This window comes from Mariniflexile soesokkakense, assembly GCF_039650365.1.
In the GTDB taxonomy this organism is placed as follows: Bacteria; Bacteroidota; Bacteroidia; order Flavobacteriales; family Flavobacteriaceae; genus Mariniflexile; species Mariniflexile soesokkakense.
This window is the reverse complement of sequence record NZ_JAZHYP010000002.1, coordinates 500,689-523,068: the sequence shown is the minus strand read 5'-3', so window position 1 is coordinate 523,068 and position 22,380 is coordinate 500,689. Positions and strand designations below refer to the sequence as shown.

Below are 22,380 nucleotides of genomic sequence, written 5' to 3'. Positions count from 1 at the left end.
AACAAATCTAAACTTGTAGAACCTTCTATTTTGCTGTATTATTGCAGAATTAAAACCATATTCATGAGTGTATTACAAACATTACAAGAACGAAGTAACAATACCTGCGAGCTTTGTACTTCAAATAATCAATTAAAACAATACACCATTCCACCTTCATTAAACGAAAATGTAGACAATAGTTTGTTGGTTTGTAGTAACTGTTTAAGTCAAATTGAAGAAAGTACAGATATGGATGCAAACCACTGGCGTTGTTTAAACGACAGTATGTGGAGCGAGTTTGTTGCGGTGCAAATTATGGCATGGAGAATGCTACAAAGGTTGCGAAATGAAGGTTGGCCAAAAGATTTGATAGATATGATGTATTTAAACGATGAGGCTTTGGCTTTAGCACGTGCTACTGGTGAGCATGAAGACGAAGACAACAAAATAATACATCGCGATGTAAATGGTGTTATTTTAGAAGCAGGCGATTCGGTAGTTCTTATTAAAGATTTAAAAGTAAAAGGTTCTAGTATGGTAGCAAAACAAGGTACAGCCGTTAGAAACATCCGGTTAGACCATGAAAACGCCGAATATATTGAGGGTAAAGTAGATGGTCAGCACATAGTAATTATTACTAAATACGTTAAAAAGTTGTAATATTTGGGTGTTACCAAAAGGCTTGGGTTTTTCACTGCAAATACGGCGTATTCACGATTTCATCTTTAAAATAGAAATGTATTGGTAACTTCTAAGCGATACCGTAATTCAAACTAAATTAACAAGAAGTATCAGCAACAATTTTCCATTCGCCTTCAATTTTTCTAAAAACAAGCATAAAAATACCATCGGCATTTCCAACGTCACGTTTTAAATGGTATTCTCCTAAAACAAAATAAGCACCGTCACTTATTTTAGTTATGTCGTTTATTTTATAACTTAATTTGCCAGTATGTGCTTCGGTAGGATAACTTTTTTCATAACGTATAAGGGTGTTTTCCCAACCATAAGTAATCCCATTTGCACCATAAAACTTAAGTGAGTCGCTTTTCCAGTAGCCTTCCATAAATTCTTCAATATTATGTTTAGACCATGCTATGCGCTGTGCTTTTAAAACAGCTTGAATCGCATCTTTATCTTTTTGTTCAGTAGTTTGTCCAAACAAACTAAAAGCAGAAATAAAGCAAATTAGAAATATAAATTTTTTCATAAAATAGGTGTTTCTCTTTTTTGAATGGTGGTAAAAATAGCGAATTGTTTATTTTAAAAAGTGTTACTCATCGATTAATTTAGCATATAATTTTTGTTAATCTAAAGTTAAAATCGATTTATCGAAAAAATAATGGTAATAGACTTTTAGTGTTTATATTTACTTGATAATAAACTAATTGATTGATAGCCTAAATTTATTGTTTAATCAAATTAAATAACTTATTATGGATTTAAAAATTTCAAACTGCAACAATTTTTTTAAAATTAAAGGGACACTAAACAAAGATAATTTAGGGGTGTTTCAAAGTGAATTTAAAAACATTTTTGAGAAAGAACAATCAGTAACTATAAGTATTGAAGATGTTTATAGTATGGACCGTTTTGCTGTTAATGCTTTAACAGCACTTTATAGAGAAGCTATTGCAAAAAACAAAAACTTGTCTATTGTTGGTTTGGGTTGCAAAGATTTATACAATCATTTCAAAACGGAAATAGCTGCATAATTTATAATATATTTTTTTGTTGTTTATAGAAGGCGTCTGCTTGAAGCTGCATAAGTTCCCTCGCTTTTGTGCGCTTGTAGGTGTATAGTTCGTCTTCGTTTTCTAAATCTTTATAAATACGGTCGTTAATAGCAAAATCAGCTTTTAACATCACTTCTCTTTGGCTTATATTTTGAGCAACGTTTGTTTTTAGGGCGGTTTCTTCATCTTCTAATTTATAATCGTAAGCAGCTTTTGGTGACAATAATTTAGCGAAAATTGGAGAGGTTTCAATAGCGATAAATAAAAGGAAAATAAAAAATGACGGAAGCCAAGGCAGTTTGTTCAAGGCATTTACACGCGCCATTAGCCCATCAAAATTATTGATGATGGGTTGTGTGCTTATAATTTGGTTTTCATAACCAATTTTTAGTGCTGTTATTTGTTTTTCAGAGGCTTCGATTTTTGTTTTATTTTTAGTTTTAAGTAGTTGTAATTCTGCTAATAGCGCATCGTGTTTGTCTCTTTTTTCTTTGTAAACAGGTCCTTTACCTAATAGTTTGGTTCCTGCTGTTCCTTCGGCTTCGGTTATGTAAGTATCATAAAGTGCATTAACTTCGGCTTCTTTAGTAATAATTTCTTGTTGTAAAGCACTAATATCTTTGTTTAAATTTTCAATGGTTGGGTTGAATTGTTTCGAAATTTGGATTTTATTAGCCAATGTTAAGTCGTTTTTTTGCTCTAAAAGCACCTGATTAATTTCTTTCTCAAAAATCTTTAATTCTAGTGGTTTTGAAATAACGATGGCTATAATAACAGCTAACAAAATTCTGGGAGATGCTTGTATGAGTTCATCCAAAACGTTTCCAGTTTTTTTGATGGTTGAAACAATATAACGGTCTAGATTAAAAATAAGAAGCCCCCAAATAAACCCGAAAAAGATAGCTGAATAAAGATTGTTGAAAACCGTATATAGAGCAAAACTAGCAGCAATAAACGCCATGATAGCTGTAAAAAATACAGTGGCACCTATGCCTGCATATTTATTTTGTTCGCCTTTAGAACAGCTGCTTAAAATATCGGTATCCGAACCTGAGCAGATAATAAAAAAATGTTTTAACATGATTATTGATTTTGATTGATGATTGTCTATTAGAACGTTAAGACAGTCAATTTGTTACATTAAATCAATAAAAAAGACTTCACAGGTTTTAGAAACCTGTGAAGTCTGATAAAACAAATGAATTGTATCTACTTATTTCTAGACCGAACACTTTCAATAATTACCGTAGCAAGAATTAGTGAGCCACCTAAAAAGGTGTTTAAAGTTGGTATTTCATTTAAAAAGAAAAAAGCAATGATGATTCCGAAAATGGGTTGGGTGCTATTAATAATACTGGCCGTACTTACAGAAAAATGTTTTAAACTGTTTACCAGCATGGTGTGCCCAATAGCTGTGGTTATAAGTGCGAGCATAATAACAAATGGAAATTGGGTTTTAATACCAGAAGTGTCCAAATAAAACAATGTGGGCATTAAGACAATGGAGAGTATCATTACTTGATAAAGCATAATGCTGGTTCCGTTATATATGTTGGTAAGTTTTTTAGATATAATGTTGCGTAATGCATAAAAAAGAGCAGATAGTAAACCAAACAATACACCTTGTACATAGCTGCTTTCCAGATTAAATTCTGGGGCTAAAATGTATATGCCCAACAACACCATAACTCCTAATACAATATATATGGGGTCGAATTTCACTTTAATAAAAAACGGTTCTAATAAAGCTGTTAATATGGGATATGCAAATAGCGATAACATGCCCAATGCTACATTTGAAAGCTTTAGAGCATAAAAATAAGTAATCCAATGCCCTCCCATTAAAATGGCGCTTATAATAATGGGTAGCAGGTCTTTTTTTGAATAAATTTTAAGGTTGATTTTCTTGTAACTACAAAATGTAAATAAAAACAAACCACCTAAAATACATCGCCACCAAATAATTACGGAGGTTGGCATATCTATATATTTACCTAATGCACCCGATGTACTAATAAAAAAAGTGGCTAGTGTAAGTTGAATTAAGTGGTTGCTGTGTTGGTTTTTCATGGTGTGTTGCTAGGTTGCGTTAGCGATAGTAACGGTTAGCTTTTGGCGAGCGGAAGCATCGAGCCAAAACTAATAGTGGATAGCGCGACCCTTGTGGTAACGCCCATATTATTTTGAAAGTTTGGTAAAATATTTATAAAATAACGGAATGGTTTCGATGCCTTTTAAATAATTGAAAATGCCAAAATGTTCGTTTGGTGAGTGTATAGCGTCACTATCTAGCCCAAAGCCCATTAAAATAGTCTTACTTTTTAGTTCTTGTTCAAATAATGAAACAATTGGGATACTGCCACCGCTACGTTGTGGTATGGGGGTTTTTCCAAAAGTATCTTGATATGCTTTGCTGGCAGCTTGATAACCAATACTATCAATTGGGGTTACGTAACCTTGTCCACCGTGGTGAGGTTTTACTTTTACGGTAACGCCTTTTGGGGCAATGCTTTCGAAGTGAGTTTTAAACAATTGGGTAATTTCCTCCCAATCTTGATGCGGAACTAAACGCATGGATATTTTTGCAAATGCTTTACTTGCAATAACGGTTTTGGCACCTTCACCTGTGTAACCGCCCCAAATACCATTAACATCTAGAGTTGGTCTTATAGCGTTTCGTTCATTGGTTGTATAACCAGTTTCGCCATAAACAGCTTCAATATCCAATGCTTTTTTATAATTTTCTAGGTTGAAAGGTGCTTTTGCCATTTCTGCACGTTCTTCTTTTGAAAGTTCTTCAACTTTATCGTAAAATCCTGGAATGTTGATGTGATTGTTTTCATCATGAAGTGATGCAATCATTTTAGTTAGGATGTTGATGGGGTTTGCAACCGCACCGCCATATAAACCAGAATGTAAATCACGGTTAGGACCAGTAACTTCCACTTCTACATAACTTAAGCCACGTAATCCAGTAGTGATTGACGGTACATCTTGCGCAATCATGCCTGTATCGGAAATTAAAATAACATCATTTTTTAATTTTTCCTGATTATTTTTTACAAAAACAGCAAGATTAGAACTGCCAACTTCCTCTTCTCCTTCAACCATAAATTTTACGTTGCAAGGCAGTTGGTTGGTAACTGTCATGTATTCCAATGCCTTTACGTGCATGTACATTTGTCCCTTATCATCACAAGCACCACGAGCAAAAATAGCACCTTCTGGATGTAAATCTGTTTTTTTAATAACAGGTTCAAAAGGCGGCGAGTCCCATAAGCTTATTGGATCTGGTGGTTGTACATCGTAATGTCCGTAAACTAATATTGTTGGGAGGGCTTTGTCAATTATTTTTTCGCCATATACAATAGGGTATCCATCGGTTTTGCAAATTTCGACATTATCACAACCAGCTTTTTCTAAACTTGTTTTAACTGCATCGGCAGTTTTTAAAACGTCGTTTTTATAAGCAGAATCAGCACTAATAGATGGTATTTTAAGTAATTCTACAAGTTCAGATATAAATCGTTCTTTATGTTCCTTGATGTAAGATTGTATATTATTCATTAAGTATTTTTATAATTACTTCAAAAATATAAAAAAAAGAATGTTTTTGGCCGTTGGAAGTTTGCAATTTAAAAATCTTGTTTATATTTGCACACCTTTAGCGGGCGTGGTGGAATTGGTAGACACGCCAGACTTAGGATCTGGTGCCGCGAGGTGTGGGAGTTCGAGTCTCCCCGCCCGCACTATAAAGGAAAAGCCGAATTGAAAGATTCGGCTTTTTTATTTTCAAGACATATATCAATTGTTATCATCCTTAAAATATGTTGCATAAAGGATGATTAAAGCTTAAAGATGTATTTTGAGTAGGTTAAGCGGTACAGTACAGGATACCCATAAACATAATTTAACCTAAATTCGAAAAATTTTATAAATGTATTAGGTTTAATTTTTTTAGGATTCACTTAATAAAATTAGTATTTCAGAATATTTTTATTATTTTTGTGCAATCGATTACAAAGTATTTTTTTAAAGTATAAATTAATTGTAGCTTTGTAGTTATCTTGAGGTTTTCAAGATTCTAAAGGATTTAACACTTATCAAGAATTAATATAATAACAAAAATATGTCAATTAACTTATTCGATTTAACTGGTAAAATAGCTCTAGTAACTGGTGCTGTTCACGGTCTTGGAATGTCCATGGCTAAAGGATTAGGAAATGCCGGTGCAACTATTGTTGTAAATAACAACTCTAAAGATAGTTTAGAGAGTGCTGTAGCAGAGTATAAGGCTGCTGGATTAAATGCATTTGGCTATGTGTTTGATGTTACAGATGAAAAAGCTGTAATAGAATCTATTGCTAAGATTGAGGCAGAAGTAGGACCAATAGATATTCTGGTAAACAATGCTGGGATTATAAAAAGAACACCAATTGTTGATATGGAAGTTCCTGATTTTGAATTAGTGATTAAAATTGATTTAGTCGGTCCTTTTATTGTTTCAAAACATGTAGCAAAAAGTATGATTAAAAGAGGAGGAGGAAAAATAATAAATATATGCTCCATGATGAGTGAATTAGGAAGAGATTCTGTTTCGGCCTATGCCGCTGCTAAAGGGGGCTTAAAAATGCTAACCCGAAGCATGGCTACAGAATGGGCTAAATTTAATATTCAAACAAACGGTATAGGTCCTGGGTATTTTGCAACCAGTCAAACAGCTCCTATTAGAGTAGATGGGCATCCGTTTAATGAATTTATAATCGGAAGAACACCAGCTGGACGTTGGGGAAATCCAGACGATTTGCAAGGGGCTGCTATCTTTTTAAGCTCAAAAGCGAGCGATTTTGTTAACGGCCATGTTGTGTATGTTGATGGTGGAATTTTAGCTACAATAGGAAAACCTTCAAATGAAAATTAATATTTTATAAAATATAAAATGAGTACAAAATTTATTCACGACAACTTTTTATTAGAGAATAAATACGCTGAAGAATTATATCATAATTATTCTAAAAATCAGCCGATTATAGATTATCATAATCACTTACCACCACAACAAATAGCAGAGGATAAAACCTTTGATAACATTACGAATGTTTGGATTAATGGCGACCATTATAAATGGCGTGCTATGCGTACTTTGGGTGTTGACGAGAAATTTATTACTGGGAATGGCTCTGATAAAGACAAATTTTTAAATTGGGCAAAAACAGTTCCTTATACTATGCGTAATCCATTGTACCATTGGACGCATTTAGAACTGGCAAGGTATTTCGATATTAATGAGTTGTTAAATGAAAAATCGGCTGAGAAAATTTGGGAACAAACTCAAGAGAAATTAACATCTGGGCATTACAGTTGTCGCCAATTGTTGCAAAAAGCAAACGCTGAATTGGTATGTACTACTGAAGATCCTATAGATAATTTACAGTACCATCAGCAATTGGCAAAAAGCGATTTTAACGTAAAAGTTAGTACCGCTTTTAGACCAGATAAAGCCATTTTAATTAATGCGGATGGTTATAATTCATATCTGGATTCTCTTGCAAATGTAGTAGGTAGTTCAATTAATTCTTATGATGATTTATTAAGTGCTTTAAGAAAACGTATAGAGTTTTTTAATGCTAACGGTTGCAAACTTTGCGACCATGGGTTGGATCAAATTTATTTTGAAAATTATACCGAAAGTGATGTAAAGTCAATTTTTGCTAAGAAAAGAGAAGGTACAGCTATTTCAAATGAGGAAGCTCTAAAATTTCAAAGTGCTATTTTGGTGTTTTTATGTGAAACATATCATGAATTTGGTTGGGTACAACAATTCCATTTAGGTGCTTTACGAAATAACAATGCACGCATGCACCGCATTTTAGGGCCAGATACAGGATGGGATTCTATTGGCGATTATCCACAAGCACAGAAACTATCCGCTTTCTTGAACGCCTTAGATAGCAAAGATAAACTAACAAAAACCATTATATACAACTTAAATCCTGCTGATAATGAGGTTATGGCTACCATGATTGGTAACTTTAACGATGGAAGTGTGAAAGGTAAAGTACAGTTTGGTTCCGGGTGGTGGTTTTTAGACCAAAAAGACGGTATGATAAAACAATTGAACGCACTGTCTAATATGGGTCTAATTAGTTGTTTTGTAGGGATGTTAACCGATTCTAGAAGTTTCTTGTCATTCCCAAGACATGAGTATTTCAGACGTATTCTTTGTAATCTTTTAGGCGATGAAATAAAAAGAGGCGAATTGCCTAATGATATGGAGTGGATAGGAAAAATGGTTTCTGATATCAGCTACAACAATGCAAAAGAATACTTTAAATTTTAAATAAAATTATTACTTTACCAACTAAAGGAATACTTAACAAGAATTAAACTAATAATTATGAATGAAACGCAAAAGATAGGCAACTATCGTTATAGAATTTTAGCATTGTTAATGTTTGCTACCACTATTAATTACTTTGATAGAAGTATTATTGGTGTAATGGCGCCAACATTAGAAAAAATGTTCGGATGGACAAATAAGGATTATGCCAATATTATGATCTCTTTTAAAGTTGCTTATGCTTTCGGGATGCTTTCAATGGGCGGTTTAATTGACCGCTTAGGTACAAAAAAGGGATATATCTTATCCATTGGTCTTTGGAGTTTCTTCGGTATGTTGCACGCCGCAGTTCGTCCTGGATGGAGTGTTATAGGGTTTGCAGCGGCAAGATTCGGTCTTGGTTTTGGAGAGTCTGGAAACTTTCCCGCAGCTATAAAAACGACAGCAGAATGGTTTCCTAAAAAAGATCGTGCATTTGCTACTGGACTTTTTAATGCAGCGACAAGTATTGGTGCCATTGCAGCGCCTTTTGTTGTTGGATGGATTGTTCATGAAGATGGAAAAAACTGGCAAATTCCATTTTTAATTACAGGAGTACTTAGTGCCCTTTGGGTATTTTTATGGGTCAGAATGTATAAAAAACCTGAAGTTCATCCTCATGTAACTAAAGAGGAATTAGCCTACATACAAAGTGACTCAAGTGCTGAAAACGAAGAAAAGTTACCTTGGAAAGCTGTTCTTAATAAACGTCAGACTTGGGCTTTTGCTCTAGCAAAAACAACAGATGCCGTTTGGTGGTTCTATCTTTTCTGGGGAGCAAAATTTTTGGCAGTGACTTTCGGAGTCAATATTCATGACATAGCGTTACCGTTCTTTGTAATTTATATTATGGCTGATGGAGGCAGTATTTTGGGAGGTTATCTTTCTGGAGCATTTATCAAAAAAGGGTGGTCTATTAATAAAGCACGTAAAATTACCCTATTGATATGTGCGTTAATTATTTTACCAGTTGCTATTGTAGCCGTAACTGATAACAAATGGTTGGCTATTTTCTTAATAGGGTTGGGAGCAGCAGGTCATCAAGCGTGGTCCGCCAACATCTTTACTTTAGCTTCAGATGTGTTTCCTAAAAAAGCAACGGCTTCAGTGGTTGGAATTGGTGGGATGATTGGTGCCGTAGCAGGTATTATTGCAGATTTTGCTTTAGGCTCAGTGTTAGACCAAGCAGGTAATACAGGCTATTTTTGGGCCTTCCTAATTGCAGGTTCATGTTATCTAGTCATTCTTGGTTTAGTGCACTTGTTAATGCCTAAAATGACTCCTTTAGATGAGAACTTAAAGCCTATTGAAGTATAGATTATTGTTCAAAACGAAGATTTCTTATTTAGATGTTTTATAAAAATTATAATAGATAAAAATAAACACACAACATAAAGTGAAAAAATTAAATAGAAAAAATGTTGGATTGGAAGAAAAACTTCCAATAAAAATAGTACAATTTGGAGAAGGTAATTTCTTAAGAGCTTTTATAGGATATGCGTTTCAAGAGCTGAATAAAGTTGCCGATTTTAACGCTGGTATTGCGGTAGTGCAACCCATTGATAGAGGTTTGGTAAATATGCTAAACGATCAAGATGGCCTGTACACACTTTTTATGAAAGGTGTTAAAAAAGGGGAGGAAATTCAAGATGTTGAATTAATTTCCAACATCGTAAAAGCGGTAGATCCGTATGCTAATTTTCAAGATTACTTAAGTTTAGCTAAAGAACCATCGTTAGAGTTTATTATTTCTAATACTACCGAAGCGGGTATTGCTTATGTAGGTTCAGATACGGCAGAAATGCAACCTCCAAGTTCATTTCCAGCAAAATTAACAGTGCTTTTACACGAGCGTTTCAAACATTTTAATGGCGATGCAAGTAAAGGTTTAACTATCATTCCTTGTGAATTAATTAACCACAATTCTGAAACTTTAAAAGAAATTATATTAAAGTATGTAATCGATTGGAATTTAGGTGATGACTTCAAAACATGGCTGCTAGAAAGTAATGCTTTCCACAGCACATTGGTTGATAGAATTGTACCAGGTTACCCAAAAGATGAAATTGAAGCTTACAATGCTCAGTTAGATTATCAAGATAATTTAATAGTGGCAGCCGAAGTATTTTTACTTTGGGTTATTGAAGGTGGCGATGATTTAAAAGCGAAATTACCATTTAGCAAAACAAGTTTAGATGTTAAGATCGTTGATGATATGCAACCATATCGTACCAGAAAAGTACGTATATTAAATGGTGCACATACCGCTATGGTGCCTTTTTCATTGCTGTATGGAAACAAAACAGTAAAACAGTCTGTAGATAACGAATTTACGGGACCTTTTATAAACCAAGCAGTATTTGGTGAAATAAACGAGACCCTTGAAATGGATAGAGACGAATTAAGTAGTTTCTCTGATGAAATTTTCGACCGTTTTAGAAACCCATTCATTATCCATAACTTATCAAGTATTGCTTTAAATTCAATTTCTAAATTTGCAGTACGCGTATTACCAAGTTTACTTGGATATGTGAAAATCCACAAAAAGGTGCCAACTAACCTAACATTTGCTTTTGCTGCTTTGATACGTTTTTATAAAGGCACATGGAATGGCGAAGCCTTACCAGTTCAAGATAGTGATGATATTGTTGCTACCTTTGCAAAAATTTGGAAGTCTAACGATTATTCAGAAATTGCTAAAAATGTACTAAGTATTGAAGACTATTGGGGAGAAGATTTAACAAAAGTTGAAAACCTTACCCAGGCCGTTGCCTTAGCTTTAAAAGAAATTGATGCCAACGGTATTGAAGCTGGATTTGCTAATTATAGCAAAAAGTTTTAAAACAGAACTAATTTAAATTAGTAGTATGCAAAAGAAAATCATGAAAGTAAATGCATCCGATAATGTTGCAGTTGCTTTAGTCAATTTAAAAGCAGGAGACGTTATTCCTTTTGAAGGACAAGACGTTAAAGTACTGTCAGATACAAAATCGAAGCATAAAATAGCTTTAGAAAAATTTGATTCTGGAGATAGAATTATCATGTATGGCGTCCTAGTAGGTTCTGCAAATGGCGTTATTGAAAAAGGAGATGTTTTAACCACTGAAAATGTAAAGCACCAAAGTGAAAAAGTATTTGGTAGAACAGAGACTTTTAGTTGGACTGCACCAAATGTTGATAAATGGAAAGATAAAACCTTTTTAGGATATCATAGAGAAGATGGTCAAGTAGGAACTGAAAACGTGTGGTTGTTTTTTCCATTAGTGTTCTGTGAAAACCGAAACATTGAAATTTTAAAAGAAGTTTTTGAAAAGGAACTTTTAAAGCAAAAAGTAAACCCACATCAAATGCTACTGCGCTCACTTGTTGGAGGAAGCGAGGCAACAGAAGTGGCTCCAACTTCAAGTGATGTATTCGAAAATATTGATGTAAAATTCATCACGCACCCAGGTGGTTGTGGCGGTATCCGTCAAGATTCTGAAAGTTTAGCCAAATTATTAGCAGGTTATGTAAATAATCCAAACGTTGCAGGTGCAACGGTGTTGAGTTTAGGCTGTCAAAACCTTCAAATAAGTGTGTTTAAAGAGGCATTGAATACCATCAATCCTAACTTAAATAAACCAGTTATTATTTATGAGCAACAAAAAATGGGAACGGTAGATGAGATGTTATCAGCTATTGTTAAAGATTCTTTTGAAGCTATCAAGAAGGCGAATAATGTACAACGTAAACCTGCACCCTTATCTAAATTAAGAGTAGGTTTGGAATGTGGCGGTTCAGATGGGTTTTCTGGTATATCTGCAAACCCAACTTTAGGAGCTGTTTCCGATATGTTAACAGCTTTAAACGGTATAGCCATTTTATCTGAGTTTCCAGAATTATGTGGTGTAGAACAAGAATTGGTTAACCGATGCGTTGAAGATGAAAAAGGAGAGAAGTTTTTAAAATTGATGAAAGCTTACGAAAAATCTGTGGTAGATGCAGGTTCAGGTTTCGACATGAACCCTTCACCAGGAAACATTAAAGATGGTTTGATAACCGATGCGATGAAATCGGCCGGAGCTGCCAAAAAAGGTGGTACTTCGCCTGTACAAGATGTTTTAGATTATGGTGAGTATATTACTAAGCCAGGTTTAAATTTATTATGTACGCCAGGTAATGATGTAGAGAGTACTACTGCTATGGTAGGTTCTGGGGCTAATGTTGTTTTGTTCACTACTGGTTTAGGAACACCAACAGGAAATCCTATTGCACCAATTATTAAAGTATCTTCAAACACAGAGCTAGCAGAACGCATGCCAGATATTATTGATATTGAGACTGGAGCGGTAATTCGCGGTGAAAAAACAATTGAAGAAATGGCTGATGAAATGCTTGGATTTATTATTAAAGTAGCGAGTGGCGAAGTTCAAACTAAAGCTAAGTTATTAAATCAAAACGATTTTATTCCTTGGAGACGAGGTGTGTCTTTATAAAAAGTGAACAAATGAAAAGAAAAAAAAACCAAGAATTATTTCTTGGTTTTTTTTTCTTTTCTTATTTAAGAGTAATTGCTAGCTAATTATCTACTAGTACCTTAGACTTTAATGAAGAATCTCTAATTATTAGTTCAGGTGATAAAACAACCTGTTTTTCAGATTTTATTTTTTTACTGTTATTAGCTTCTTCTAAAAAAACTTGTGCTGAAATTCTACCCATCTCTATAGGTGATTGATCCACAGAGGAAATAGAAAGTTCCATAAATCTGGTAAATGGTTCGTTACTAAAACCAACAACACTTATATCTTCAGGTATTTTAAGTCCATGGGCTTTAATTTCTTCTATAGCACCCAATGCTGTAAAATCGCTTACAGAAAATATGGCATCCGGTGGGTTTTTCATAGCCAAAAGTTGTTTTGTTATTTTTCTACCTTCTATAATTTTACTTATGGTTTCAATAACTAGGGTTTCATCAAACTCAAGTCCATTGTCAATAATGGCTTGTTTATAACCCAAATATCTATTTTTGAAAATTAGAATATCACGATTACTTGAATAATGAGCAATGCGCTTGCATCCTTGATCTATTAAATGTTGAGTTGCTTCATAGGCTCCTTTAAAATCATCAATGGTTACAGAACTAACTCCAGCGATATCTTTTTTTCTATCGAAAAATATTAAAGGAACACCTTTTTTAAGGAGCTTTTGAAAATGCTGATTTGTTTCTAATTTCGAGTTAGATATAGACATTAAAATGCCATCTACCTGAGCGTTTAATAACGAGTTAATATTTTCAATTTCTAAGTTCTCTTGATCGTGGGTTTGGCAAATAATAACATGGTATCCGTTAGGGTGTAACTCATCTTCAATACCACGAATTACCGACGCAAAAAAATTGGTGTCAATACGAGGTACTATAACCCCAACGTTAAAACTTTTTCCGCTTTTAAGTGCTAGAGCAAGTTTGTTTTGCTCATAATTCATTTCTTTAGCAGTATCATTAACCAATTTTCGAGTTTTTTCGCTTATTTTAGAATTACCATTTAAAGCCCTGGACACAGTAGCTGCAGTTATATTAAGCTTTTCAGCTATATCATATATGGTTGTTTTTTTTCCCATGAGTTAATTGGCTAGTTTTATGTAAATGCAAACTTATTAATTTGTTACATAAAAGTTTAATTATTTATTGGTTATTAACAATAGATATTTTATTGGGGCAATAAATCTCATTATTTAATTTTATACCGTCTTTTTTTAGGTTATTTAAAATATCCTCTTTGTTTTTTTAAGAAAAAATTAAGAAATGATAGTGCAATATATATATTTTTTTTTATTTTTGTTGTAATCGATTGCATTTTTAATTTTGTGTTTTTCAAAAATATTTAGTAAATAATCAAAGATTTTAGTAAATAAAATCGGAGATTGATTACTTTTTTTTTGTGAGATCTGTTAAAAAGAGTAATAATTGTTTAATTAAAAATTTAAAATGCCTATGCTTAAAGACAGTTACAATCACTTTAAACTAAACAATAAAAAACAAAAGCCAAACTAAACAAAAATGAAGACAAAAATGAATTTCAAATATTATTTACTGTTAATAGGTGTAATATTTTGCTTGCCAATTTATGGGCAAAACACGTCCAATGTAAAAGGAGTTGTTTCAGATGAATCTGGAATACCATTACCAGGAGTGTCGATAGTTGTAAAAAACACAACAAAGGGAACTGCAACAGATTTTGATGGGAATTACTCAATAGCGGTTAATGCTAACGATGTTTTAGTATTCAGTTTTCTTGGGTACAAAACTCAAGAAGTTGCGGTTAAAGGGAAAAATACTATAAACGTAAGTCTTGCTGAAGATAAAAATGTCTTAGATGAAGTGGTGGTAGTTGGATATGGTAGCACTACTAGACGAGATGTTACCGGAGCTATATCTTCAGTAACTGGCGAGAAGCTTGCAGCTGTTCCTGTTGCTGATGCAGCACAAGCTTTACAAGGAAAATTGCCTGGGGTACGTGTTGTATCACAAGATGGTCGTCCAGGAGCCGATATTTCCATTCGCGTTCGTGGTGGAGGTTCAATTACCCAAAGTAATCAACCACTTTTTATTGTTGACGGATTTGCGGTTAATACAATAAGTGATATACCAGGTGATCAAATTCAAAGTATTGATGTGCTTAAAGACGCTTCTTCTACAGCTATCTATGGGGCACGTGGAGCCAATGGGGTTATTATCGTAACTACTAAAGGTGGTAGAGTTGGTAAAACAAAAGTGTCTTACAACGGTTATACACAGTTTAGTGTGATACCTGAGTATGTGCCAATTATGAACGGGTATGATTATATAGCCTATAACTGGGGGTATGCTGATGCCATTGGTTCTGGTTATAGAGATGCCTGGGAAAAATTGTGGGCTATCGGGCCACAAAGTGCCAATTTCTCTAACGCTGCTGGAATAGATTATTATAAAACAGTTTCTAGTCGCGATTATAATAAAGAACTATATAATAGTGCATTTAGTCATAACCATAATTTCAACGTTTCAGGTGGTACAGAAAATACGAGATATTTATTTGCTGTAAATTACCTAGATCAAGAAGGAAATAAAGTGGGGTCGTCTTTTGAAAGAACAAATGCACAGTTTAAACTAGATCAAAATTTGGGCGAAAAAGTTAAGTTTTCGTTAAATACACGTTATTCTCAAATAGAAAGAGGTAACAATGGTGGCGATTCGCATGCTTATTACTTTCGTCCTATTAACTCTTCAGATGTATTGGGTGAGAGTGATATAACAGTAAATACACAATTGGGAGATTTTAATGGCATTCTTCAAGATGCCTTTAGCCCAATTTCTATATTAAATGATACTAAAAATATCGGATTAAGCCGCTCTTTAGTTGGAAGTGGTTCATTAAGTTGGGAAATAGTTTCAGGATTGACCGCTAGAACTGAAATCCAATTAGTGTCTGATTGGTCTAATTCAAAAGGTTGGAGAGGTCCCACTGCTTTGAATCGTCTTGATAATGATGGAAATCCACTTCAGGGAGGAGATGCAACTGTTGAGCAAAGACAAGGATGGAACTATAGATGGGCTAGTACTTTAAACTATGATATTCAAGGTTTAGGTGAAAATCATAAACTAGGCATTTTAGGTGGATATGAAGTAGCCGATTCTGGTTCAGAATCAGTAAGAGTAGCAGGTCAATACTACCCTGTTTCTTTTGATGCTGAACGCGCATGGAGCAATATGGGTTCTTATAATCAAGAGCCAGGTACTCAATTTTATGATTTATCGACTGCAGGAGGAACACCAAATAGGTTACAGTCTTTATTTGGCCGTCTTAATTATGGTTTCAAAGATAGATACTTATTAACAGGTACTTTTCGTGCCGATGGCTCTTCAAGGTTTGCAGAAGCTAACCGTTGGGGATATTTTCCAGCAGGTGCTATTGCATGGAGAGCTTCAGAAGAAGATTTCTTAAAAAATGTGAGCTGGTTAGATGATTTAAAAGTACGTTTTTCGTATGGTTCTGTAGGGAATGACGGTATTAGTGCTGAATTATGGAAACAAAATTGGAGACCAAGTACTGTTAGATGGTCTTTAAACGATGTACAACAACCTGCCTATATTCCTGCAACTAGCAGTATTGCAAACCCAGACTTAAAATGGGAAACAACTATTTCTAGAAACCTTGGTTTCGATTTTCAATTATTTGGTAGAAAATTAAACGGTACATTGGAGCTTTATAAAAATACCGTTAAAGATTTACTTATGATTCAACCTGTGCCTGCACTTACTGGTTTTCAATATGCATATGCTAATATTGGGCAAACAAGTAATAAGGGTATTGAGTTGTCATTAAATGGTGATATTATAAGATCGGAAGATTTTAATTTAATGGCTAGTATCAATATCAACGTTAATAAAGGTAATGTTGATGAATTAGACCCTAGTATAGATGGAAAATACAGCTCTGGTTTTGGAGGGGTTTATTTTAATCCAAGAGAAGATTATTTCCTTGAAGAAGGTCAACCTGTTGGACTATTCCGCGGCTATATACATGAAGGTTGGTATACTACGGATGATTTTGATTATAATCCAAGTACTCAAACCTATACCACTAAAGCTGGTGTGCCTAAAATAGAATCTGGTATTTTGGGTACAGTTTATGGTACTGTTGCAAATAAACCAGCTGGACAATCAGAATATCCAGGTGTGCAAAAAGTTAGAGATATTAATGGTGATGGTATTATTAATGCTGAGGATATTACTGTTACTGGTGATGCAAATCCTGCACATACAGGAGGTTTTAACCTTGCAGGAAATTACAAACAATTTGATTTTAATTTTGATTTTACTTGGAGTGTAGGAAATGATATCTACAATGCATCTCATGTTGAAGCGTACCAAGGAACTAAAGAGCAAGGTTTGTATAGAAATAGATATAACGAACTTACAGGTGCTTACAAAATTTACGATATAGTAAATGGACAATTAACAAAAGTTGTAGATCCAGCCGCTTTAGATGCGCTTAATGCGAATGCAACAACGTTTTTACCTTACCCGGAAAATGGTTTGGCATCTTCTTTTGGTATAGAGGATGGGTCTTATTTAAGGTTGAACACATTTACATTAGGATATACGCTTCCTCAAAGTGTTGTTGATAAGTTTGGAATTGATAAATTCCGAGTATATAGTTCTGTTTTTAATGCCTTTACAATAACCGGATACAAAGGTTTTGATCCTGAAATAAATGTTAATGAAGCAAGTAATGCCGGTGGCGCATTCAATAATTTTCGTTTACCAACTCCAGGACTTGATTTAAATGCATATCCGCGTCCACGTACATTTACGTTTGGTTTAAATATTGAATTTTAATATATAAAAAATTAAATTATGAAAAAACTATTTTATTTTATCCTCACGGCATGTGTTCTGATGAATATATCGTGTGAGAAGGACTTTCTAGATGTGCAGGCGCCATCTAGTGTTGATGATAATTTTGTATTTGGTACGCCAGAAGAGGCTACCAAAGTGTTGGCTGGTATGTATGACATATGGCACGATTTAGATAAAAACTTATATTACGATGTCGTGTCTGTAGGTTCAGATTCTGAACACCATCCCGAGCCTTATTCTGCACAAGCACGTCATATACCTATGGGTCTTTTTCCGGTTCCTTATGATATTAACGATGGTAACGCCCTTAATACTTGGAATGAAGGTTATGAAATAATCAATAGAGCTAACATTATGATGCGAGCTTTAGAGTCAAATCCTGAATACCAAAAAGCTGTAACTTCAGGAACAGCTAATGCATGGACACAACTTTATGGTGAAGCTCTTTGCCATAGAGCGACCAATTATAAATTGTTAATTATGTATTTTGGTGATGTGCCTTATTTTGATTATCCAATAACAAGTACGGCCCAAACAGATACATTAGGCTTTACTGTTCGTGATAAAGTTTATGATGGTGAGATTGCGGCTCTTAAAAAAGCAGCACCATTAATGTATAGATTAGGAGGTAATTTAACAGCAGAACGTTTTTCTGGAAATTACGCAGATTATTTAACTGGAAGATTAGCATTTGATGCTGCCGGCTATCAATTACGTCGTACAGATTTCGATTATGGCAACATAACTTTTGATCAATGGGGACAAGAAAATTCAACTTGGAAAGCTAAATATGTTAGAAATACGAACTGGCAAAGTTATATGCAAACTGCAAAAGAATACTTCTTAAAAGTAGTTAATAACCCAGGATCTGCATATTTAATTGAAACGGACACCAGAGGTGCTAAATTTGATAATCCATTCCAATTAAACTTCCAAAAACTTTTAGATTTAGAAGTGAGTCCAGAATCTTTATTTGAAGCTGGATATACACGTACACAAAATTCAGATTGGCCATACTCTTGGGGTCGTCCTTCGGGAGGTGCTGGTTCAAATGATCATCCAAATAAATGTTATGGTCAAGGACGTATAAATCCATATTATATTTTTGGTGATTTCGACCCTGCTGATAAACGTCGTGATGTTACCGCTTGTTTTACCGGTAATACTGGTAAGGCCGGTGAAATATTAATGAGTTTTGCTCGTGGTAACCGTGAAAAAGGGGGGCTAGCTAGTAATAAATTTGATGAATCTAGAATGAATGATCCATATATTCCAAGACAACGTCAATCTGGTGTGAACTGGCAGCAAGTACGTTTAGGAGAAGTAATGTTAGACCTTGCTTATGCGGCAGCAGCTACTGGTGATGAAGCTACAGCTAAAACATATTTCAAAAAAGTACGTGCACGTGCTTTCTCTGCAGCAAATCAAGCAACAAAGGTTACTGCTTACGTGGATGGAATGTCTGGTCAAACTTTGTTAAATGGTATTGAGCAAGAGCTTAAACTTGAAACAGGTGGTGAAGGTAAGAGACGTTGGGATACCATTCTTTTCGGTACATTCCCAAAACACATCCAAGAAATGCGAAACAATATGAGAGCTATGATAGCTGGTTTGGAAACAAATGGGTATTATACATTCCCTAATGGCGTTCAAATCTCTAGTTTTGTTTTTACAAAAAATCTTAAAATTAAAGATGTAGATCCAGGGTTAGATTTATTAACATATCAAACGCCTGCCGGTCTTACGGAATCAGATTCTAAGTATCCTGTTTTAGTTCCGGGATGGAGAGGTACCAACAATGGATGGGCAGATTATCTTGCTACATTATCACCTGCATTGCAAAAAAACCATATAGCTATTAAAGGTATGTTCAGATATATTGATCCTGCGAGTGCTGAAGGTTTAGCACTTTTAGCAGATGGGTATGTTAAAGCACCTTGGGGTAGCAATCTTGTTGCTAACAAAGTAGAGTATACGGATGACTTTTTCTTAGGATATCCTGATGGTTCTTTTGCTGCTGGTGTACCACCACGCTATATAATGCCATTGTCATATTCAACATTAAGTACTTCAAACGGAAATCTAACACAAGGTTACGGACATGCATCTGAATAGTTCTTATAACTATAAGATTGATTAATAGAATTAAAATAACCCGCTATACTAAATTAGCGGGTTATTTATTATATAAATATTTAAATGACTAAACTAACTTTAGAATTATGAGATTAATAAAACAAATAGGACTTATTCTAATAACATTTTATGGTACAACTTTAATGGTTTCCTGTAAGCAAGAAAAGAAACAAAATGACGAATTAGAGGGCCATATAAAGGAAGTTGTAATTTCAGATACTTTAAATTGGTCTGATAGAATGGCACTTTCAATAATAAAGCGCAACCCACAAGTATGGGATATCGATCATATTGAGGCACCAAAATGGGAATATAAAGTTGGATTGGTTTTAAAAGCCTATGAAAGACTTTATGAGTCAACTAAAAATGAAACATACTATAACTACATTAAGGATTTTGTAGATACCATGATTGATAGTACGGGAACTATCAAAGGGTATGAACTTGAAAGCTACAATATCGATTTAATAAATTCTGGCAAACTGCTTTTCAATCTTTATGATAAAACTCAAGATGAAAAATATTTAATTGCACTTAAAACACTAAGAAAACAATTAGATGGCCAACCTAGAACTAAATCTGGAGGGTTTTGGCACAAAAAAATATATCCCAACCAAATGTGGTTGGATGGATTGTATATGGGCGAGCCATTTTATGCACAATATACTGTTAAATATGAAAACGGAAAAAACATTGATGATATAGCGCATCAATTTAAGTTATTACATGACCATGCTTTTGATAAAAATACAGGATTGTATTTGCATGCCTGGGATGAAAGTAAACAAATGCCTTGGGCTAATAAAGAAACAGGATGTGCACCTAATATTTGGTTAAGAGCTTTAGGCTGGTATGCCATGGCATTGGTTGATGTTCTAGACTATTTACCTAAAGAACATCCCAAGCATCAACAATTTGTTGCATATCTAAATGAACTAGCTGAAGCGGCAAGCAATTTTCAAGATGAATCAGGATTATGGTATCAAGTTCCAAATATGCAAGAAAGAGAAGGGAATTATTTAGAGGCTTCTGGTTCTTCAATGTTTGTATATGCATTTGCAAAAGGTGCACATAAAGGATATTTACCAGCTAAATTTGAGACTGTTGCTAATAAAGGATTTGATGGTTTAGTTAGCAAATTAATAACAGTTGATGAAGATGGCGAAATTCATTTAAATCAAATATGCAAAAGTGCCGGTTTGGGAGGTGATCCTTATAGAGATGGTTCGTATGAGTATTATTTAAGCGAGCCTATTTTAACAGATAATTCTCATGGATTAGGCCCATTTATTATGGCAGCACTTGAATTAAATAGATAACAAACAGCATTTATGGATCCAATTTTAATCATATTAATAGGAACGGCTGTAGTGCTGTTTTGTATTATAGTATTACGAATGCATGCGGTTATATCGTTACTCTTAGCGGCTTTAGTAACAGCTTTTTTAACATCTCCAGACCTTATTTATAATTTCGCACTAAATAGCGGCATGTCTGAACAAAAAGCTTTAGAATTTTCTAAAGTATCAGTCGGCAAGCGTTTAGGTGATGCTTTCGGTAATACAAGTGGTAAAATAGGTATTTTAATTGCTTTAGCATCCGTTATTGGCACATCGCTAATGCGGAGTGGTGGAGCCGAACGCATTGTTAGGAGTTTATTAAAGTTGTTTGGGAAGAAGAACAGTGCCATTGCCTTGCTATTTAGTAGCTTTACACTAGCAATTCCCGTTTTTTTCGACACGGTTTTTTATTTAATGATACCTGTTATAAAATCTATGGGAATTAAGAATCCTAAAAAGTTTAGTTTATATTTAATGGTAGTAATTGCGGGGGGAGTTATGGCACATTCGTTAATACCTCCAACTCCAGGGCCATTATTTGTAGCAGAAACCATGAATATTGATTTAGGAACCATGATGATTGGCGGTATCGTTATAGGTTTAATTACCGTTTTATGCGGTTATGGGTATGCTGTTTGGGCAAACTTAAAGTGGGATTTACCTATGCGCAGTACGCCAGATATAAGTATAGATGAACTTAAACAAATTTCAGAAAAAGAGAATAAAGATTTACCCAAATTGTGGCTATCTTTACTTCCTGTAGTGCTCCCTATTCTATTAATAACTGGAAATACATTTTCAAAAATGTTTTCTGAAGCACATCACAACTTAAGCGATTTACAAACAAATGTTGTTTCTGTTTTTTCGGTATTAGGAGATCCAAATATTGCTTTATTTATTTCGGCATTAATTGCTATGTATTTAATGTGGTCTAGGATTTTAGATTTGGAAACATTTAAAAAATACATGTATGAATCCTTAACCAGTGCAGGAATGATAATTTTAATTACCTCGGCTGGTGGTGTGTTTGGGCAAATGCTTCAGCAAACAGGTGTTGGTATAAGAATACAAGAGTTATCCGCAAATTATCAAATGGCTATTTTGCCTATGGCATTTTTTATAACAGCTGCCGTTAGAACAGCACAGGGCTCTGCTACCATAGCCATGGTAACAACTATAGGGATTATGAGTGGAGTTGCAAGTGCAGGTTTAGCGTTTCATCCAGTTTATTTAGCTTTGGTAATTGGATGTGGCTCTAAAATATTTGCTTGGATGAATGATAGTGCTTTTTGGATTATAACAAAAATGAGTGGTATGGAAGAAAAGGAAACCATCCGCCATTTTTCTATACTATTAATGGTCATGGCATTTGGTGGGTTGTTTTCAATCATGATTTTATCAAAACTGTTCCCTTTCATATAATTAAAA

Annotated in this window: 16 protein-coding genes and 1 tRNA gene; 12 read left to right on the top strand and 5 right to left on the bottom strand. The window is 34.3% G+C overall.

Features of this window, described 5'->3' with window-relative positions:
* Positions 1-63 precede the first annotated feature (63 nt).
* The gene (locus tag VP395_RS05970; protein WP_346240837.1) at positions 64-642 is read left to right on the top strand and encodes a PhnA domain-containing protein; all 579 of its coding nucleotides are present in this window, start codon (positions 64-66) and stop codon (positions 640-642) included.
* Between the two features lie 118 nt (positions 643-760).
* On the opposite strand, the gene VP395_RS05965 is transcribed toward VP395_RS05970, so the two are convergent.
* Positions 761-1,192 carry a YybH family protein gene (locus VP395_RS05965; protein WP_346240836.1) on the bottom strand — a complete coding sequence of 144 codons (432 nt, stop codon included), beginning with the start codon at positions 1,190-1,192 and terminating at the stop codon, positions 761-763.
* A gap of 226 nt (positions 1,193-1,418) precedes the next feature.
* Here VP395_RS05965 and VP395_RS05960 point away from each other — a divergent pair, with 226 nt between their 5' ends.
* A complete protein-coding gene (locus VP395_RS05960) occupies positions 1,419-1,697 on the top strand; it encodes an STAS domain-containing protein (RefSeq protein WP_346240835.1) in 279 nt (92 codons plus the stop codon).
* A 1-nt stretch (position 1,698) separates the two neighbouring features.
* Here VP395_RS05960 and VP395_RS05955 read toward each other — a convergent pair whose 3' ends face one another.
* The 3 genes from VP395_RS05955 to VP395_RS05945 form a co-directional block, all read right to left on the bottom strand.
* Positions 1,699-2,799, bottom strand: coding sequence for a DUF4407 domain-containing protein (locus VP395_RS05955; protein ID WP_346240834.1), 1,101 nt, complete (start codon positions 2,797-2,799; stop codon positions 1,699-1,701).
* Positions 2,800-2,927: 128 nt separating this feature from the next.
* Positions 2,928-3,788 (bottom strand): DMT family transporter, encoded by an 861-nt coding sequence (locus VP395_RS05950; RefSeq protein ID WP_346240833.1) that lies wholly within the window; start codon positions 3,786-3,788, stop codon positions 2,928-2,930.
* A gap of 108 nt (positions 3,789-3,896) precedes the next feature.
* The gene (locus tag VP395_RS05945; RefSeq protein WP_346240832.1) at positions 3,897-5,285 is read right to left on the bottom strand and encodes a dipeptidase; all 1,389 of its coding nucleotides are present in this window, start codon (positions 5,283-5,285) and stop codon (positions 3,897-3,899) included.
* A gap of 100 nt (positions 5,286-5,385) precedes the next feature.
* Here VP395_RS05945 and VP395_RS05940 point away from each other — a divergent pair.
* From VP395_RS05940 to VP395_RS05915, 6 genes are all read left to right on the top strand, one after another.
* Positions 5,386-5,467, top strand: a tRNA-Leu gene (locus VP395_RS05940).
* 380 nt (positions 5,468-5,847) lie between these two features.
* Complete coding sequence (locus tag VP395_RS05935) at positions 5,848-6,639, top strand: gluconate 5-dehydrogenase (RefSeq protein WP_346240831.1); 792 nt, start codon at positions 5,848-5,850, stop codon at positions 6,637-6,639.
* Between the two features lie 18 nt (positions 6,640-6,657).
* On the top strand, positions 6,658-8,058 hold the full coding sequence (uxaC, locus tag VP395_RS05930) for a glucuronate isomerase (protein ID WP_346240830.1): 1,401 nt from the start codon (positions 6,658-6,660) through the stop codon (positions 8,056-8,058).
* Between the two features lie 57 nt (positions 8,059-8,115).
* Positions 8,116-9,414, top strand: a complete 1,299-nt coding sequence (locus VP395_RS05925) for an MFS transporter (protein WP_346240829.1) — start codon at positions 8,116-8,118, stop codon at positions 9,412-9,414.
* Positions 9,415-9,493: 79 nt separating this feature from the next.
* A complete protein-coding gene (locus VP395_RS05920; protein WP_346240828.1) occupies positions 9,494-10,939 on the top strand; it encodes a tagaturonate reductase in 1,446 nt (481 codons plus the stop codon).
* Positions 10,940-10,964: 25 nt separating this feature from the next.
* Positions 10,965-12,572 carry a UxaA family hydrolase gene (locus VP395_RS05915; protein ID WP_346240827.1) on the top strand — a complete coding sequence of 536 codons (1,608 nt, stop codon included), beginning with the start codon at positions 10,965-10,967 and terminating at the stop codon, positions 12,570-12,572.
* An 82-nt stretch (positions 12,573-12,654) separates the two neighbouring features.
* Here the strand turns inward: VP395_RS05915 and VP395_RS05910 are convergent, their stop codons facing one another.
* The gene (locus tag VP395_RS05910) at positions 12,655-13,695 is read right to left on the bottom strand and encodes a LacI family DNA-binding transcriptional regulator (protein ID WP_346240826.1); all 1,041 of its coding nucleotides are present in this window, start codon (positions 13,693-13,695) and stop codon (positions 12,655-12,657) included.
* A 439-nt stretch (positions 13,696-14,134) separates the two neighbouring features.
* On the opposite strand from VP395_RS05910, the gene VP395_RS05905 reads away from it, so the two are divergent.
* From VP395_RS05905 to VP395_RS05890, 4 genes are all read left to right on the top strand, one after another.
* The gene (locus VP395_RS05905; protein ID WP_346240825.1) at positions 14,135-17,455 is read left to right on the top strand and encodes a SusC/RagA family TonB-linked outer membrane protein; all 3,321 of its coding nucleotides are present in this window, start codon (positions 14,135-14,137) and stop codon (positions 17,453-17,455) included.
* 18 nt (positions 17,456-17,473) lie between these two features.
* The gene (locus VP395_RS05900) at positions 17,474-19,591 is read left to right on the top strand and encodes a RagB/SusD family nutrient uptake outer membrane protein (RefSeq protein WP_346240824.1); all 2,118 of its coding nucleotides are present in this window, start codon (positions 17,474-17,476) and stop codon (positions 19,589-19,591) included.
* A 107-nt stretch (positions 19,592-19,698) separates the two neighbouring features.
* Positions 19,699-20,931 carry a glycoside hydrolase family 88/105 protein gene (locus VP395_RS05895; protein ID WP_346240823.1) on the top strand — a complete coding sequence of 411 codons (1,233 nt, stop codon included), beginning with the start codon at positions 19,699-19,701 and terminating at the stop codon, positions 20,929-20,931.
* Between the two features lie 12 nt (positions 20,932-20,943).
* Positions 20,944-22,374: a GntP family permease gene (locus VP395_RS05890; protein ID WP_346240822.1), complete on the top strand. Its 1,431-nt coding sequence runs from the start codon at positions 20,944-20,946 to the stop codon at positions 22,372-22,374.
* Positions 22,375-22,380: the final 6 nt, after the last annotated feature.

What these genes read in the sequence shown, in the direction of transcription:
- VP395_RS05960 (WP_346240835.1), top strand. Translation starts at nt 1,419, where the DNA reads ATGGATTTAAAAATTTCAAACTGCAACAATTTTTTTAAAATTAAAGGG.
- uxaC (WP_346240830.1), top strand. Translation starts at nt 6,658, where the DNA reads ATGAGTACAAAATTTATTCACGACAACTTTTTATTAGAGAATAAATAC.
- VP395_RS05895 (WP_346240823.1), top strand. Translation starts at nt 19,699, where the DNA reads ATGAGATTAATAAAACAAATAGGACTTATTCTAATAACATTTTATGGT.
- VP395_RS05910 (WP_346240826.1), bottom strand. Translation starts at nt 13,695, where the DNA reads ATGGGAAAAAAAACAACCATATATGATATAGCTGAAAAGCTTAATATA.
- VP395_RS05925 (WP_346240829.1), top strand. Translation starts at nt 8,116, where the DNA reads ATGAATGAAACGCAAAAGATAGGCAACTATCGTTATAGAATTTTAGCA.
- VP395_RS05965 (WP_346240836.1), bottom strand. Translation starts at nt 1,192, where the DNA reads ATGAAAAAATTTATATTTCTAATTTGCTTTATTTCTGCTTTTAGTTTG.
- VP395_RS05970 (WP_346240837.1), top strand. Translation starts at nt 64, where the DNA reads ATGAGTGTATTACAAACATTACAAGAACGAAGTAACAATACCTGCGAG.
- VP395_RS05900 (WP_346240824.1), top strand. Translation starts at nt 17,474, where the DNA reads ATGAAAAAACTATTTTATTTTATCCTCACGGCATGTGTTCTGATGAAT.
- VP395_RS05955 (WP_346240834.1), bottom strand. Translation starts at nt 2,799, where the DNA reads ATGTTAAAACATTTTTTTATTATCTGCTCAGGTTCGGATACCGATATT.
- VP395_RS05905 (WP_346240825.1), top strand. Translation starts at nt 14,135, where the DNA reads ATGAAGACAAAAATGAATTTCAAATATTATTTACTGTTAATAGGTGTA.
- VP395_RS05950 (WP_346240833.1), bottom strand. Translation starts at nt 3,788, where the DNA reads ATGAAAAACCAACACAGCAACCACTTAATTCAACTTACACTAGCCACT.
- VP395_RS05935 (WP_346240831.1), top strand. Translation starts at nt 5,848, where the DNA reads ATGTCAATTAACTTATTCGATTTAACTGGTAAAATAGCTCTAGTAACT.
- VP395_RS05915 (WP_346240827.1), top strand. Translation starts at nt 10,965, where the DNA reads ATGCAAAAGAAAATCATGAAAGTAAATGCATCCGATAATGTTGCAGTT.
- VP395_RS05890 (WP_346240822.1), top strand. Translation starts at nt 20,944, where the DNA reads ATGGATCCAATTTTAATCATATTAATAGGAACGGCTGTAGTGCTGTTT.
- VP395_RS05945 (WP_346240832.1), bottom strand. Translation starts at nt 5,285, where the DNA reads ATGAATAATATACAATCTTACATCAAGGAACATAAAGAACGATTTATA.